At 67.5% G+C, this 14,590-nt stretch carries 13 protein-coding genes; 10 read left to right on the plus strand and 3 right to left on the minus strand.

From position 1 onward, the window contains the following. Positions 1-6: 6 nt before the first annotated feature. Together ACO2SS_RS06300 and ACO2SS_RS06305 are read right to left on the minus strand one after the other, a co-directional pair. The gene (locus ACO2SS_RS06300; protein WP_423276738.1) at positions 7-1,677 is read right to left on the minus strand and encodes a hydantoinase B/oxoprolinase family protein; all 1,671 of its coding nucleotides are present in this window, start codon (positions 1,675-1,677) and stop codon (positions 7-9) included. A gap of 14 nt (positions 1,678-1,691) precedes the next feature. Then, on the minus strand, positions 1,692-3,749 hold the full coding sequence (locus ACO2SS_RS06305; RefSeq protein WP_423276739.1) for a hydantoinase/oxoprolinase family protein: 2,058 nt from the start codon (positions 3,747-3,749) through the stop codon (positions 1,692-1,694). Positions 3,750-3,944: 195 nt separating this feature from the next. On the opposite strand from ACO2SS_RS06305, the gene ACO2SS_RS06310 reads away from it, so the two are divergent. From ACO2SS_RS06310 to ACO2SS_RS06330, 5 genes are read left to right on the plus strand one after another with little or no spacing between them, the layout of a single operon-like run. After that, a complete protein-coding gene (locus ACO2SS_RS06310; protein ID WP_423276740.1) occupies positions 3,945-5,051 on the plus strand; it encodes an ABC transporter ATP-binding protein in 1,107 nt (368 codons plus the stop codon). Between the two features lie 14 nt (positions 5,052-5,065). Then, positions 5,066-6,127, plus strand: a complete 1,062-nt coding sequence (locus ACO2SS_RS06315; RefSeq protein ID WP_423276741.1) for an extracellular solute-binding protein — start codon at positions 5,066-5,068, stop codon at positions 6,125-6,127. Between the two features lie 43 nt (positions 6,128-6,170). Then, positions 6,171-7,010 (plus strand): ABC transporter permease, encoded by an 840-nt coding sequence (locus ACO2SS_RS06320; protein ID WP_423276742.1) that lies wholly within the window; start codon positions 6,171-6,173, stop codon positions 7,008-7,010. Then, on the plus strand, positions 7,007-7,807 hold the full coding sequence (locus ACO2SS_RS06325; RefSeq protein WP_423276743.1) for an ABC transporter permease: 801 nt from the start codon (positions 7,007-7,009) through the stop codon (positions 7,805-7,807). Before ACO2SS_RS06320 ends, ACO2SS_RS06325 begins: the two co-directional genes overlap by 4 nt. Then, positions 7,804-8,406 carry a helix-turn-helix domain-containing protein gene (locus tag ACO2SS_RS06330; RefSeq protein WP_423276744.1) on the plus strand — a complete coding sequence of 201 codons (603 nt, stop codon included), beginning with the start codon at positions 7,804-7,806 and terminating at the stop codon, positions 8,404-8,406. The genes ACO2SS_RS06325 and ACO2SS_RS06330 overlap by 4 nt, the downstream gene beginning before the upstream one ends. Before the next feature lie 115 nt (positions 8,407-8,521). Here the strand turns inward: ACO2SS_RS06330 and ACO2SS_RS06335 are convergent, their stop codons facing one another. Then, positions 8,522-9,457 (minus strand): LysR substrate-binding domain-containing protein, encoded by a 936-nt coding sequence (locus tag ACO2SS_RS06335; protein WP_423276745.1) that lies wholly within the window; start codon positions 9,455-9,457, stop codon positions 8,522-8,524. Between the two features lie 144 nt (positions 9,458-9,601). Between ACO2SS_RS06335 and ACO2SS_RS06340 the strand changes: the two genes are divergently transcribed. The 5 genes from ACO2SS_RS06340 to ACO2SS_RS06360 are packed head-to-tail and all read left to right on the plus strand — an operon-like array spanning position 9,602 to position 14,577. After that, complete coding sequence (locus ACO2SS_RS06340) at positions 9,602-10,459, plus strand: HpcH/HpaI aldolase/citrate lyase family protein (protein ID WP_423276746.1); 858 nt, start codon at positions 9,602-9,604, stop codon at positions 10,457-10,459. Then, positions 10,456-11,661 carry a CaiB/BaiF CoA transferase family protein gene (locus ACO2SS_RS06345; protein ID WP_423276747.1) on the plus strand — a complete coding sequence of 402 codons (1,206 nt, stop codon included), beginning with the start codon at positions 10,456-10,458 and terminating at the stop codon, positions 11,659-11,661. The genes ACO2SS_RS06340 and ACO2SS_RS06345 overlap by 4 nt, the downstream gene beginning before the upstream one ends. Further along, positions 11,658-12,593 (plus strand): allantoinase PuuE, encoded by a 936-nt coding sequence (locus tag ACO2SS_RS06350; protein WP_423276748.1) that lies wholly within the window; start codon positions 11,658-11,660, stop codon positions 12,591-12,593. The genes ACO2SS_RS06345 and ACO2SS_RS06350 overlap by 4 nt, the downstream gene beginning before the upstream one ends. Then, a complete protein-coding gene (locus tag ACO2SS_RS06355; protein WP_423276749.1) occupies positions 12,590-13,321 on the plus strand; it encodes a cysteine hydrolase family protein in 732 nt (243 codons plus the stop codon). Before ACO2SS_RS06350 ends, ACO2SS_RS06355 begins: the two co-directional genes overlap by 4 nt. Continuing rightward, the gene (locus ACO2SS_RS06360) at positions 13,318-14,577 is read left to right on the plus strand and encodes an ABC transporter substrate-binding protein (RefSeq protein ID WP_423276750.1); all 1,260 of its coding nucleotides are present in this window, start codon (positions 13,318-13,320) and stop codon (positions 14,575-14,577) included. Before ACO2SS_RS06355 ends, ACO2SS_RS06360 begins: the two co-directional genes overlap by 4 nt. Positions 14,578-14,590 lie beyond the last annotated feature (13 nt).

The raw sequence follows: 14,590 nt of genomic DNA on the forward strand, positions 1-14,590 counted from the left end.
GTCGCGTCAGGCGGCTTCGGTCGTCGAAGGCCACCGGGTGACGAACCCCATCCGGCGGTCACTCGCGAGTTCGGCCGGCGAGCGTTCGGCGGGGTCGCCGTAACCGCCTCCACCGCCCGTCCGAAGGACGAGCAGATCGCCCTTCCGCAGCATGACCGTGTCCTTCGATCGGACCGGGATGCGTTCCTCTCCGCGCTCGATCGTGCAGCTTCCCGTCGTGCCGCTCTCACCCCCCGCAAGGCCCGAGGGCGGAATGCGGAACCGGTCGGCATAGATGGAGAACTTCACCCCGTCCTCGAGCACCCGGTAGGAGCGGAAGAAGCCGAGCCCGCCGCGATGGCGGCCCGGTCCTCCGGTATCGGGCAGGAGGCCGTAGCCCTCGACGCGGAAGAAGTCGAAATCCATGTCGAGCGCCTCGATCGGCACGTTCGTGCAGTTCGAGAGAGGGCCGGCGACCGCGTCACAGCCGTCGCCCTCGATCGAGCCTCCCCAGCCGCCGTTGTGGATCTCGAGGTAGACGCTGTAGCGCCCGTCCCGGAGTTGGCTGAGGCAGGTCGCGACCGTCGTATCGAAGCCGCAGGCCGCGACGCGGTCCGGCATCGCCTGGCCGAGCGCCTTCACGACGCAATCATAGGCCCGGTAGATCGCCTCCATGCGGGCCCGCACCGGCGCCGGGAAGCGCGGGTTGAGCAGGCAGCCGAGGGGCGCCTTGATCTCGACCGCGCGGAAAACGCCTTCGTTGTACGGGACGTCGTCGCTCGTCAGGGCCGATTTCAGCGCCGAGAAAGTCGACCCGACCGTCGAGGCGAAGGGCGCGTTGAGGTTGGTCGCGACCTGGTCGCAGGTGCCGGCATAGTCGACGGTGAGCGAGTCGCCCTTGACGGTCACGCTCGCCCGCACGCGGAGCGGCGTCTCGCTGAGGCCGTCGTCGTCGACGGCGTCCTCGCCGACATAGGTCCCGTCCGGGATGGAGGCGATCACGGCGCGGACGCGGCGCTCGGCATAATCCTGCATCTCGGTCATCACGGCCGTGACCTTCCCGGCCCCGTAGCGCGCGCAGAGGTCCTGCACCCGAGCGATGCCGGTGCCGCAGGCCGCGAACTGGGAATCCACGTCGCCGATCGTCTGCTCCGGAACCCGGACATTGGCCGTCAGGAGCCGCTGGAACACGCCGCCGTTCCAGTCCGTCGCGACGTTGAACTTCATCGGCGGCAGGATGATGCCCTCGCCGAAGAGGTCGGTCGAGGCCGTCGTGATGCCGGGCGAGCCGCCGCCGATGTCGAGATGATGCGCGACCGCGGCGCTGAAGCCGACGATCTCGCCCTCCCAGAAGATCGGCATGAAGATGAAGATGTCCTGCAGGTGCTGCCCGCCGCCCTCGTAGGGGTGGTTGGTGACGTAGAAGTCGCCTTCGCGAAGTGTCTCGATCGGATAGGCGGCTGCGCAGCGCCGGAACGTGTGCGACAGCGAGCCGACCAGGATGGGGATCAGCTCGTCGCTCTGGGCGACGGAGGCGCCACGGGCGTCGAGAAGGCCGGTCGAGGCATCCTTCGCGTCGCGCACGATGGACGAATAGGCGGAGCGGCAGAGGTTCACGCCCATCTCGCGGGCGGCCGACATGAGCGAGCCGCTGATGATGGCGTAATCGGCCGGGCTGATCCGGTTCTGGGTGCTCATCGCGGGCGGCTCCGTCAGTGGCTGCGGCGCATGATCAGGTTGCCCTGCGCATCGTCCGTCGCGGTCCAGCCGGGCGGCACCCAGAGCGTCGCCGTCGTGTCCTCGACGACCGCCGGCCCCTGCAGCAGGCGCTCACGCAGGAGCGAGCGCGAGATCACGATTGCGGAAAGGCGTTCCCCGTTCTCGTAGACCTCGCAGGGCTCCTCGCGCGTCGTGGCCGGGGCCGGTGTGATCAGGCCCGGCACGCTCGCCTGTTCCACATGGAGGCCGACGCGGAACGAGACGATCTCGACGCGCGTCCGGGTGCCCGCACCATGCCGGTAGATCTTGTGGTGCTCCTCGTGGAAGGCCGAGAGCAGCGACTCCTTAGTGACGGCATCGAGCCGCTCGGCGTCGATCGGAACGGCTACCTCGAAGGCCTGCCCGACGAAGCGCATGTCCAGCGAGGCCTCGATGCGCCGCCTGCCCTCAAGCCCGAGTTCGTCCGCGCGCGCCGTCAGGGCGCGCGCCATGCCGTCGACCGTCTCCCGCACGATGGCCGGAGCATCGGCGTCGATTTCCGTCCGGCGCGTCCGGCTGTCGAAGAAGGTGTGGTCCGCCGCGAGCAGGCCATAGGCGGAGATGACGCCGGCATTCGGCGGGATGACGATCTCGGTAAGGCCGAGCTCCTCGGCCACGAGCCCGGCATGGAGCGGCCCGGCCCCGCCGAAGGGGACCAGCGCGAAGCCACGGGGGTCCCGCCCTCGCTCGGTCGAGACGAGGCGGATCGCGGCGACGACGTTCGCGGTTGCGATGCGGACCGCGCTGTCGGCGAGGTCGGGAACGGACATGCCGAGCGCCGCGGCGAGCGGCTCGAAGGCGGCATATGCGGCCGCGGCGTCGATCGGCATCGATCCGGCCAGTCTCGTGTCCGGCCGCAGGCGACCGGTGACGACATGCGCATCCGTCAGCGTCGGCTCCGTGCCGCCGCGGCCATAGCAGGCCGGGCCTGGCACGGCGCCGCTGCTGCCCGGGCCGACGCGCAACGCCCCGCCTTCGTCCCGCCAGATGAGGCTGCCGCCGCCGGCCCCGATGGTGGCGATGTCGACCATCGGCATCTGCACGGGAAGGCCGCCGATCCGGCTCTCGCGCAGCAGCTGCGGCCGTCCGTCCGGTACCATCGACACGTCCGCGCTCGTGCCGCCGATATCCAGCGTGATGACGTCCCGGAAGCCGGAGAGGCCGACATGGCGGACCGCTCCGGTGACGCCGGCCGCCGGCCCGGACAGCAGCGCGGTGACCGCGTTGCGGCGCATGGCGACGGCCGGGATACGGCCGCCATTCGACTGCATGATGCTGAAATGGCCGTCGAAGCTGGACGCGGCGAGCCGCTGCTCCATCCGATCGAGATAGGCGCCGATCACCGGCTGCACATAGGCGGCGACCGTGGTCGTGGAGGCGCGTTCGTATTCGCGGAATTCGCGCGTCACGTCCGACGAGCAGGTCACCGGCAATCCCGGCGCCAGCCGGCCGACGAGCTCGGCCAGGGCGTGCTCGTGGTCCGGCAAGGCAAAGGAGTTCAGGAGGCAGATCGCGACCGCGTCGTACCGCCCAAGGTCGAGGAAGGCGGCGAGCTCGTGCTCGAAGGCCTTGAGATCGAGTGCCTTCTCGACGGTGCCGTCGCTGAGCACCCGCTCCGGCACCTCGAAGGTGTCCTCGCGTGTCGCGAGGGGGCGGGGCTTCCGATAGAACAGGTCGAAGATGCGGGTGCGATCGTGGCGTTGGATCAGCAGGATGTCGCGAAACCCGGCCGTGACCAGGAAGGCGAGGCGCCCGCCCTTGTGCTCGAGCACCGCATTGGTCGCGACGGTCGAGCCGTGACCGAACTCCTCCATGTCGGAGAGCGCGATGCCTGCCGTTTCGATCGCCGCGAAGGCGCCATCGTCCGGCCGGCTGGGAACGCTCGGCACCTTCACGATACGGACGCCTTCGGGCGATACCGCGACGAGGTCGGTGAACGTGCCGCCGATCTCCACTCCGACCCGCATCCAGGACTCCGTCATACGGCCGACATCGTCCGTCGGGTGAAGCATCAATCCGGCCTCGGCGCAATGCCGACGAGCGCCCGAATTTTCACTCACGTGAAGATCAGGAACGCGCCTTCCTGCCTCAACCTGCGCCATCAACAACGATCTTCCATTCTGCGGCGCGCCGGAATTCCATGATCGTGAAAGAGGCTTGCACTGCCGGGTGATCGCCCGCAATCTGCCACCGTGGCCGGAACGACTATGACGAGCGCAGGCGCGATCCTCGAAGCGCGCGAAGTGTGGAAGGCTTTCGCCGGCCACACGGCCGTGCGTGGCGTCAGCATCGCCGTCGAGGCGGGTGAGTTTCTGACGCTGCTCGGACCGTCGGGCTGCGGGAAGACGACCCTGCTGCGCATGATCGCCGGCTTCGAGAGCGTGACTCGCGGCGACATCTTCATCGCGGGCGAGCGGAAGACGGATTCCCCGCCCTACCGCCGGCCACTCGGCATGGTGTTCCAGAACCTCGCCCTCTTTCCCCACCTCACGGTCGGCGAGAACGTGGCTTACGGCTTGAAGGTGCGCCGACGGGACGGCGCGACGATCGCCCGGGAGGTTGCGGCCGCCCTCGAGCTCGTCGGGCTCGGCCCGCTTGCAGGACGCGCCGTCCATCAGCTCAGCGGCGGACAGCGCCAGCGTGTGGCGCTCGCCCGTGCGCTCGTCGTCAAGCCGGCCGTGCTTCTCCTCGACGAGCCGCTCGGCGCCCTCGATCTCAAGCTTCGGCGGCAGCTTCAGGTCGAGCTGAAGAACCTTCAGAAGCGAGTGGGCACCACCTTCATCTTCGTGACGCACGATCAGGAGGAGGCGTTGAGCATGTCCGACCGCATCGCCGTCATGAACGGCGGCAAGGTCGAGCAGCTCTCAAGCGCCAAGGAAATCTACGATCGGCCGCGAACCGCCTTCGTGGCAAGCTTCGTCGGCGACAACAACATGTTCTCGGCCGAGCGGGTGTCCGGCGGGCTCAGGCTGCCGGAGCTTGGGATCATCCGGCAGGCGCCGCAGGCCGCAAGCGCGAATGGTGCGCTGATGTTGGCGGTCCGGCCCGAGCATATCCGGCTCCAGCCGGCCCTTGTCGGCAGCAGCGCCCTTCGGGGCATCGTGAGGGACGAGGTCTATCTCGGCTCGAACGTGCAATACACCGTCCAGGCGGGCGGCCGCTCGATCCTCGCCACGATGCCGTGTCGTCCAGGAGGCGCGGATGCGCCATTCGCCACCGGGGACGAGGTCGATATCGACTGGGATGCGGGGGCTTCCGTGCTGGTCCCGGCCGATAGGCCGGCGCCGATATCCGACACGATCTCAGCCCACTGACAGGAGAACCAGCGATGCGTCCCCCCAAGCGATCCCGCGTTCTGGCCCTCGCGCTGGGAAGTCTGTTCTCTCTGGGGCTCGCGGCGGGGCCGGCCTGCGCGCAGAAGATCTCCATGGCCACCTGGGGCGGCGGCGTCGGCGAGACCTGGCGCAACAGTTTCGGCAAGCTGTTCCAGGAAGCGACAGGAACGCCGGTCACCATCACGGAGGTGCCGAACCCTGAGGCGCAGGTCCGGGCCCAGAAGGGATCGCCGCAATACAATGCCGTGATCGCGACCTATTTCGAGGCCGCGAACATGAACAAGGACGGCCTGATCGAGACCTTCGACGTCGCCGACTTCCCCGAGATCAAGAACATAGCCGAAAAATACCGCCTCCTCGACGGAAACGGCCGGCTCCTCGGCATGCCGGTCTATTTCATGTATTACGGGATCGCGCTGAACACGGACAATGCGAAGGCGGCCGAATTCGCGTCCTGGGCGGACCTCGCCAAGCCGAAATGGAAGGGCCAGCTGGCGCTGAACCGGCCCATCTATGCCTCCACCTACGACCTGACCGTGCTCGCTTACGCGACCGGCGGCAACGAGAAGAACATCGAGCCGGGCATGAAGCTCTACGAGCAGATCGCCCAGAACGGCATGACGGCCTTCAGCTCGATGGCGCAGATGAACCAGCTCCTCACGCGGGGCGAGATCGCCGGAGGCGCCTACTACTCCACGCGCATCTGGCAGATGAAGCGCGAGGGCCTGACCAATGTCGAGTTCGTGGTGCCGAAGGAAGGCGCCCTGATGCTGCCCTATCTCGTCGTCGTGCCGAAGGGCGCGCCCGACATGGCGGCGGCGAAGAAGTGGCTCGACTTCGTCGGCAAGGCCGACCCGCAGCTCAGGGCGACCGAGATCTCCGGCTACATGCCGCTGAACGAGACCGCCGTCCTGCCGCCGCCGCTCGAGAAGATCGTCGGCATGCCGCTCGCCGTGCTGAAGCCCAAGCTGATCCAGCCCGACTGGGCCTATATCGCCGAGAAGCAGAAGGAGCGCGTGGCCTTCGTTGAGAAGACGATCGCGGGGATCAAGTGAGGCAGCCTCCTCGGGGGGCTGCGCGGCTGGGCGGTCCCACGTCATGAATTTCGGACGTTGGCTGCTGGCGCTGATCATGCCCGCGGGCCTGGTCATGGCGGCCTTCGTGTACGGGCTCGGCCAGCTCGGCTGGCAGTCGCTGCATGGCGAGGACGGCGGCGTCGGGCTGGGGCAGTACCTCGCCTTCCTGGCGCGACCCGATTATCGCGCCGTGCTCGTGACGACCATCTCCATCGCGCTCGCCACGACCGCGCTCTGCCTCGCGATCGGCTACCCGGCCGCATACGGCATCGCGCGGGCCGGTCGCTGGCGCAACACGCTGATGATCTTCGTCATCCTGCCCTGGCTGGTGAGCGTGGTCGTCCGCACCTATGGCTGGACCGTGATCCTCGGCAATCGTGGGACGCTGAACTCGCTCCTGATGTCGCTCGGAGTCACCGACGGCCCGATCCGTCTCCTCTACAACCAGACCGGCGTGCTCATCGGCCTGACGCATGTGTTCTGCCCGTTCATGATCATCTCGATCCTGACGGTCCTGATGCATGTCGACCGGTCGCTCGAGGAAGCCTCCGCCAATTTGGGCGCGGGCCCGACCGAAACCTTCTTCCGGGTCACGCTGCCCCTCAGCGTTCCAGGCGTGGTCGCCGGCTCGACGATCGTGTTCCTCCTGTCCACGGGCGCGATCATCACGCCGCTGCTTCTCGGCGGGCCGCGCAACGGCATGCTGTCCACGCAGATCTACCAGGACGTCTTCCAGCTCTTCGATTTCCCGAAGGCCGGCGCGATGGCCTTCATGCTGATGGCGATCGCCGGGCTTCTGATCTGGCCACTCCAGCTCGTCGAGCGGCGCGTCACGAGGAACCTCCGGAGGGCCGACGCATGAGGCCCGCGAGCCTCGGCCTGAACGTGTGGCTCACGGCCGTCCTGCTCTTTCTGCCGGCACCGATCGTCATCGTGGTCGTGTCGTCCTTCTCCCGCACTGGCTACCTCCAGTTCCCGCCCCAGGCCTTGTCGCTGCGCTGGTACGCCCAGTTTCTGACCGACGAGACCTGGCTCAAGGCGCTCGCGGTCAGCTTCGTGGTGGCGCTTGTCGTGGCCATCCTGACGACCGTCATCAGCTTCCTCGCCGCCCTCGCGACCACCCGCAGGCGCTTCGCAGGGCGCGGCGCGTTCGAGATACTGCTCCTTTCGCCCCTTCTCTTTCCTCATGCGGCGATCGGCGTGGCGCTCCTCAGCCTCCTCTCCGCCATGGGCTGGATCGGGCGCTATCCGGGCATCCTGCTCGCGCACGTGATCCTTTGCGTGCCTTTCGCGTACCGCCCGATCGTCAACTCGATGCGCAAGCTCGATCTTGCATTGGAAGAGGCGGCCATGAGCCTCGGCGCGCGGCCCACCTACGTGTTCCGGACGGTGACGCTGCCGCTGCTCCGGCCAGGCCTGGTAACCGCGCTCCTCTTCAGCTTCATCATCTCGTTCGACGAGGTCACGGTCACGATCTTCCTGATCGGCCCGGAGGTGATCACGCTGCCGACGCGGATCTTCGCCCATATCCAGGAGAGCGCGAGCCCCGTCGTCGCCGCGATCTCGAGCTTCCTCGTGCTCGTCACGATCGTGCTCGTCGTGCTTCTCCAGCGCTTCGTCGGGCTGGAGCTGTTCGTCGAGGCGGAAACCCGGCGATGAACGCCAGGGCCGCGGCTTCGCCCGGGGACAGCCCGGCGCAAGCGGCGGAGGCCGCAGTAGGCCGCAAGCTCAGGCTCCTTCGCCGCTCGCGCGAGCTGTCGCTGCAGGCGGTGGCCGGCATGACAGGCCTGTCGATCGGCCTTCTCAGCCAGATCGAGCGCGGCCTGTCCTCGCCGTCGGTCAGGAACCTCGTCGCTCTCAGCAACGCCTTCGACGTCCCGATGGCTTGGTTCTTCGACGAAGCCGTAGCCGCCGATGACGGCGAAGACAGCCTCGTCGTTCGCCGCGAGGCTCGGCCGCGGATCGCCATGCACACGACGAGCATGACCAAGGAGCTGCTCAGTCCGGACCGTACACGACCGCTGCAGACCTTTCTCATCACGGTCGAGCCAGGAGGCGGGACGGGCGAGGAGCCCTATTCCTATCCAGGCGAAGTCAATGGATACGTCCTGTCCGGACGCCTCGCACTCTGGCTGGACGGCAGAAGGCTGCTGCTGCGGGAGGGCGATTCCTTCGCGATCCCGGGCGACTGCCCCCGCCGCTACGGCAACCCCGACCCTTTCCAGCCGACCCGCCTCATCTGGTCCATCGCACGGTAACGACGTGCCGAGGACGGCCGGCCGCTTCCTCCCCGCCAGCTTAGCCCCAGGTGGCCGCGCCCGGGCGACGTCGATCGACGGGCACGAAAATGACCGTTCAGGGCTCGAGAAAGCACTAGTGACTATCAAGAGCGAGGACGGATCCGCCCCGCCACTTGCCTGACATTGCCAGCTCGCGACACAGCGTTATCGCCAACTCGATGACGGCTTCCGGAGCCGGCGTCAGCGGCGTTTGCGCGCTGCGTGCGAGGACTACGACGCGTTCGAAGCTGGTTTCAAACGGCCGGACCTGAAGCATTTTCGCTCCTCGAGGGTCGGAAAGGCTGCCGCCGGGCAGAACGGTTGCGCCGAGCCCAGCCTCGACGCAACGCGGGATCAGCCCGATCGCATCCACCTCGGTTTCGACCACGAGCGACAGGCCGCGCGTGCGGAAATAGCTTTCCACCGTCGCTCGCAATCCGTTGCTCGAGCCGGGCAGCACGTATCGGTAGTTGGCGGCCTCGGCGAACGAGATCGGGCCCGCCGGCTCGGATTCCTGAAGGCGAACCGCGAAGAACAGCTGCTCGGAGAGGATCGGCTCCACCGCGAGATCGGCACGCGACCGCGGGTTGGCCATGATGGCGAGGTTCACCCGGTCAGCCCGAAGGCCGCCGGTCAGCTGGTGACTATGATCCTGGACGAGTTCCAGCCGGATGTCCGGGAGCCGCTCCGCGGCGGCGACGAGCAGCGGCAGTCCGAGCACGGCGGCGATGCTGTGCGGCATCCCGACCACCACTCGCCCAAAGGGTCGGTTTCCGGTTTTCCGGACCTCGAGGCGCGCACGGTCGAGCTGCTGGAAGATGATCTGGCTATGCTCGTAGAGCCGCACGCCCGCCTCGGTCGGCGTGACGCCCTGGGCGGAGCGGCGCAGGAGCTGCAGGTCGAGGTCGCGCTCCAGAGCCTGAATGCTCTTGCTGAGCGCCGGCTGCGCCACGTTGAGCTGTTCGGCCGCGCGCGAGAGGCTGCGCGCCTCCACGACCTGCGCGAAATAGCGAAGCTTGCGCACGTCCATCGCACAATCCCATTCCTTGGCGGAATATCGCTAGAGGATCATACTATTTGATCGGGCTCGGTCGAGCCTCTCTAATCCGTCGGCTATCCGGGAGGGAGCCGGTCGGGTTCCAAGAGCAACATGCTTCAAGGGCATAACTTGACGATGCGGAGCAAGCTCTTCGTGCCCGGAACGCGGCCGGAGCTCTTCGGGAAGGCGCTGGCCTCTGGCGCCGATGCCCTCTCCTTCGACCTGGAAGACGCGGTGGCGCGGGAGCGCAAGGCCGAGGGGCGCGAAACTGTTGCCGAGTGGCTGAAGCAGGCCCGCCCTGCCGGCGCCCCCCTCATCATCGTCCGCGTGAACGCGATCGACAGTGATCATTTTGGCGGCGACCTCGCTGCGCTGGTCCCGGCCGGCCTTGCCGTCGTGAACGTCCCCAAGCTCGAAAGCGCAGACGAGGTCCGTGAGGTCGTCGAGCGCCTCGAGCGCCTCGAACGCGAGCACGGCCGGACGGATCCGGTCACCATCCTGGCCAATATCGAGACCCCGCGTGGCTTGCGTCTCGCGGCGGACATCGCCACCGCGCATCCCCGCGTGATGGCACTCCAGATCGGCTTTGGTGACCTGTTCGAGCCCTTCGGGATCGACCGCGCTCAGGAGGGCGCGCTCACCGCTGTGCGCTTCGCCGTCCGGATGGCCGCTGCGGAAGCGGGCATACCTGCCTATGACGGCGCCTTCGTGGGTGTCGAAGACCAGGATGGCTACAGGCGCGAATGCGAGACGGCGCGGCGCTTCGGCTTCGCGGGCAAGAGCTGCATTCATCCTCGCCAGATCGCGATCGCAAACGAGGTCTTCGGCCCGAGCGCGCAGGAGATCGAACGCGCCCGCCGGGTGCTTGCCGCAGCGGAGGAGAAGCTCGGCGCCGGCGTCGGCGCCTTCACCTTGGACGGCGACATGGTCGACGAGCCCTTCATCGCGCGGGCCCGCGCGATCCTCACGGCAGCCGGGGAGACCTCTCGATGAGCGAGGGTCAGACGAGCGCTCCCGCGAAGGGACCCCTCGAGGGCCTTCGGGTCATCGATTGCGCGACCCTGTTCGCGGGTCCGATCGTCTCGACGCTGCTCGGCGATTTCGGCGCAGACGTCATCAAGATCGAGCACCCATCCGGGGATCCCATCCGGAACATGGGCTACAGGAAGGACGGGCACGGGCTCTGGTGGAAGGTCGCAGGGCGCAACAAGCGCTGCATCGCGCTCGACCTGAAGGCGGCGTCGGATGCCGAAATCTTCAAGTCGCTGGTCGCGGATGCCGATATCCTGGTCGAGAATTTCCGCACTGGCACGCTGGAGAGCTGGGGCCTCGGCTGGGACGTCCTGTCCGAGCTGAACCCACGCCTGATCATGGTCCGGGTCACCGGTTTCGGCCAGACGGGCCCGTTCCGCCGACGCGCAGGTTTCGGCACGCTCGCCGAGGCCATGTCTGGCTTCGCCCATATCACGGGCGAGCCCGAGGGCCCGCCGACCCTGCCGCCCTTCGGCCTTGCGGACGGCATCGCGGCCTATTTCGGCTGCTTCGCCTCCATGTTCGCGATCTACGACCGCGACGTGCGGGGCAGCGGCAAGGGCCAGTTCATCGACCTCGCCATCTACGAGCCGATCTTCGCCCTCCTGGGGGCGCAGCCGACCGTCTACGATCAGCTCGGCATCATCCAGAACCGGACGGGCAATCGCTCCGTCAACAATGCGCCGCGGAATGCCTACAAGACGCGGGACGGGCGATGGGTCGCGCTCTCGGCTGCGGCTCCGAGCATCGTGCGCCGCGTTCTGAACCTCACCGGTGGCGAGGGGACCGCGGACGACCCGCGCTTCCAGACCAATCTCGACCGCGTGAAGCACGTCGATGCGATCGACCTGATTGTCGGCGGCTGGATCGCGCGCCATGACCTGAAGGAAGTCATCGAGACCTTCGAGAAGGCCGAGGCCGCCATCGCGCCGATCTACGATGTCGGACAGATCTTCGAGGATCCGCAATTTGCGGCACGCGAGTCGATCACCACCGTCGAGGACGAGGATCTCGGGCCGCTGAAGATGCAGAACGTGTTCCCGCGCCTGTCGCGGACCCCGGGCAGCATCCGGTTCCCGGGCGGGCGAATTGATCAGCACCGCGACGACATCCTCGCCGAGCTCGCCGATCGGCTGCGCGCCCGGAAGGGAGAGCCGGCATGAACGGGCCCCTAGGCCGTGACCTTGTCGGTTACGGCCGCACGCCGCCCGACCCGCGCTGGCCGGGCCGCGCGCGTGTCGCAGTGAACTTCGTCGTCAACTACGAGGAAGGGTCCGAATACACGATCCTGGACGGCGACAACCGCACCGAGCTCGGCCTCGCCGAGGCGCCGGGCGGCCGGGTTCCCGCGGGCCGGCGCGATCTCGCCTTCGAGACCATGTACGAATACGGCAGCCGCGTCGGCGTCTGGCGGCTCTTCCGGCTCTTCCAGGAGCGCGGATTGCCGCTCACGGTATTCGGCTGTGCGCTCGCGATGGAGCGCAACCCGCAGGTCTGCGAGGAGATCGTGGCGTCGGCCTACGACGTCTGCGCCCATGGGTATCGCTGGGAAGAGCATTTCCGCCTCTCGGAGGAGGAGGAACGCGAGCGCATCCACAAGGCGGTGGAATCGATCGCTCGGACCACCGGGGAGCGGCCGCTCGGCTGGTATTGTCGCTTCGGGCCGAGCGAGAATACGCGCCGCCTCGTCGTCGAGGAGGGCGGGTTCCTTTACGATTCCGACGCCTACAACGACGAGCTGCCCTATTGGACGGAGGTCGGCGGGCGGCAGCATCTCGTCGTGCCGTACACGATGGATGCGAATGACGGGAAGTTCGCGACGCCCTCCGGCTTCGGCACCCCGGCTGATTTCGAGAACTACCTGATCTCTGCCTTCGACCGCCTCTACGAGGAGGGCGAGGAGCGTCCGGCCATCATGTCGGTCGGGCTGCATTGCCGGGTCACCGGCCGTCCCGCCCGAACCCATGCGCTCGCCCGCGTGCTCGATCACATCATGAAGCATGATCGCGTCTGGGTCTGCCGGCGCATCGACATCGCCCGCCACTGGATCGCGGAGCATCCCGCCCCGAGAGGCGCAGGAGAGACCGCCCGATGAGCCAACCCACGTCACCGGCCGAGCTGCCCTGGGCGCGATACCTAGGGGAGGAGGACCGCGCGGTCCTCGCCCGCGGCCGCTTCGCCCAGCGCATGGGCTTCGGCATACGCCCGGCGATCGTGGCGATCGATTGTCAGCGCTACATGGTCGGCGAGCGCGGCGTGAAGGACGAGCGCTTTCCGTCGTCCTGCGGCGAGATCGGCTGGGCGGCCGTCGACCGTATCTCCCAGCTTCTCGCGGCCGCCCGGGCCGTTCGCGTGCCGGTCTTCCTCACTCGCTTCGCCCTCGATCCGACGGCCGCCGACATCGGCGTGTACGGCCGCAAGCGCGCGTTTCTCGATCGTCCGGATTGGTGTCTCGAGGGCACGCCCGGCTCCGAGCTTCTCCCGGAGGTCGGCCCCGAGCCGGGCGATATCGTCTTCGTGAAGAAGAAGCCGAGCGGCTTTTTCGGAACGCCGCTTCTCGCCTACTTGGTCGACCGTAAGATCGACACCGTGATCGTGGTCGGCGGCGCGACGAGCAATTGCGTTCGCGCGACCGTGTTCGATTCCTCCTCCTACAACTTCCGCACCATCGTGCCGTCGGATGCCGTGTTCGACCGGCTCCCGATCTCGCACGCGATCAGCCTGTTCGACATGGACCGGCAATTCGCGGACGTGATGTCGACCGCCGACGTCATACGCCAGCTGCAAGACCTCCCGCGCCAGACAGAAGGACAGCCGACATGACCCGTTCGACAGCGAGTTTCAGCCTGTTCGCCGCCGCCTGTTTCGTGGTCGGTGTCACGGGCGCAGCGGCCCAGGAGCCGCTCCGGATCGGCGCGCTCTACCCGCTGAGCGGACCTCTCGCCCTTCTCGGCAACGAGAACATGGAAGGCGCCCGTGTCGCGGTCGAGATGATCAACGAGAAAGGCGGGATCAACGGCCGCAAGGTCGAGATCGTCACCGGTGACGCCTCGACGCCTGACAAGGCGCAATCGGAGGCCGAGCGCCTCGCCTCGCTCGAGAAGCTCGAGGTCATCACCGGAACCTATTCCAGCGGCCTATCCTACGCGGCGAGCCAGGTCGTCGAGCGCCGTGGCGGCATCTATTGGGAGACGGGCGGCATCGCGGACGGGCTGACCAAGCGCGGCTTCAAGAACTTCTTCCGCGTGCCGTTCACGGCGAGCCAGAACGGACAGCTCGCGGCGACCGTCGCAAAGGACGTCATCGCGCCGAAACTCGGAAAGAAGCCGTCCGAGTTGACCGTCCTCGTGATCCACGAGGATTCGGACTACGGCACCTCCGTCGCTTCTGCGGCGGAAGAAAAGGCGAAGGCGGACGGGTTCAAGGTGGCAGGCCGCCTCCCCTACAAGGCGTCCTCCACAGATCTGTCACCGCTCGTGCTTCGCATGCGAGCCGGCAGCGCGGACATCGTGATCGCCTCGTCCTACGCCAACGATGCGCTCCTCATCCAGCGGCAGATGAAGCAGCTCAACGTGAATGTCGGCGCCTATATCGGGACGGGCGGCATCCACGGGCTTCCGAGCTATGCAGAGGGGCTCGGCAATGCCGTGAACGGCATCTTCAACACGGAGGGGTCGGCCAACGTGAACCCGGACGCCTTGTCGGAGGAATCGCGCGCGCTGCTCGCCGAGTTCCGCAAGCGCTTCGAGGCGAAGGTCGGGAAGACGCCCTCCTATGTCGGGACCCAGGGCTTCGTCGGCACTCATGCTCTCCTGAGCGAGGTGATCGCCAAGGCGGGCTCCACGGAGCCGGCCAAGGTGCGCGCGGCGGCACTCGCCCTCGACATCCCCGAGGGGAAGACTGTTCTCGGCTGGGGCATCAAGTTCGCACCCGAAGGCGACGCGATGCCGGGCCAGAACCAGCGCTCCTTCCCGGTGGCGCAGCAATGGCAGGACGGCAAGCTCGTCGTGATCTCGCCGGACAAGGTGAAGACAACCGACGCGACGAACATTCCCCTCCCGGCTTGGAGCAACCGCTAGCCTCCAGAAGCTG

Source organism: Enterovirga sp. CN4-39 (assembly GCF_049446235.1).
Classification (GTDB): Bacteria; Pseudomonadota; Alphaproteobacteria; order Rhizobiales; family Beijerinckiaceae; genus Enterovirga.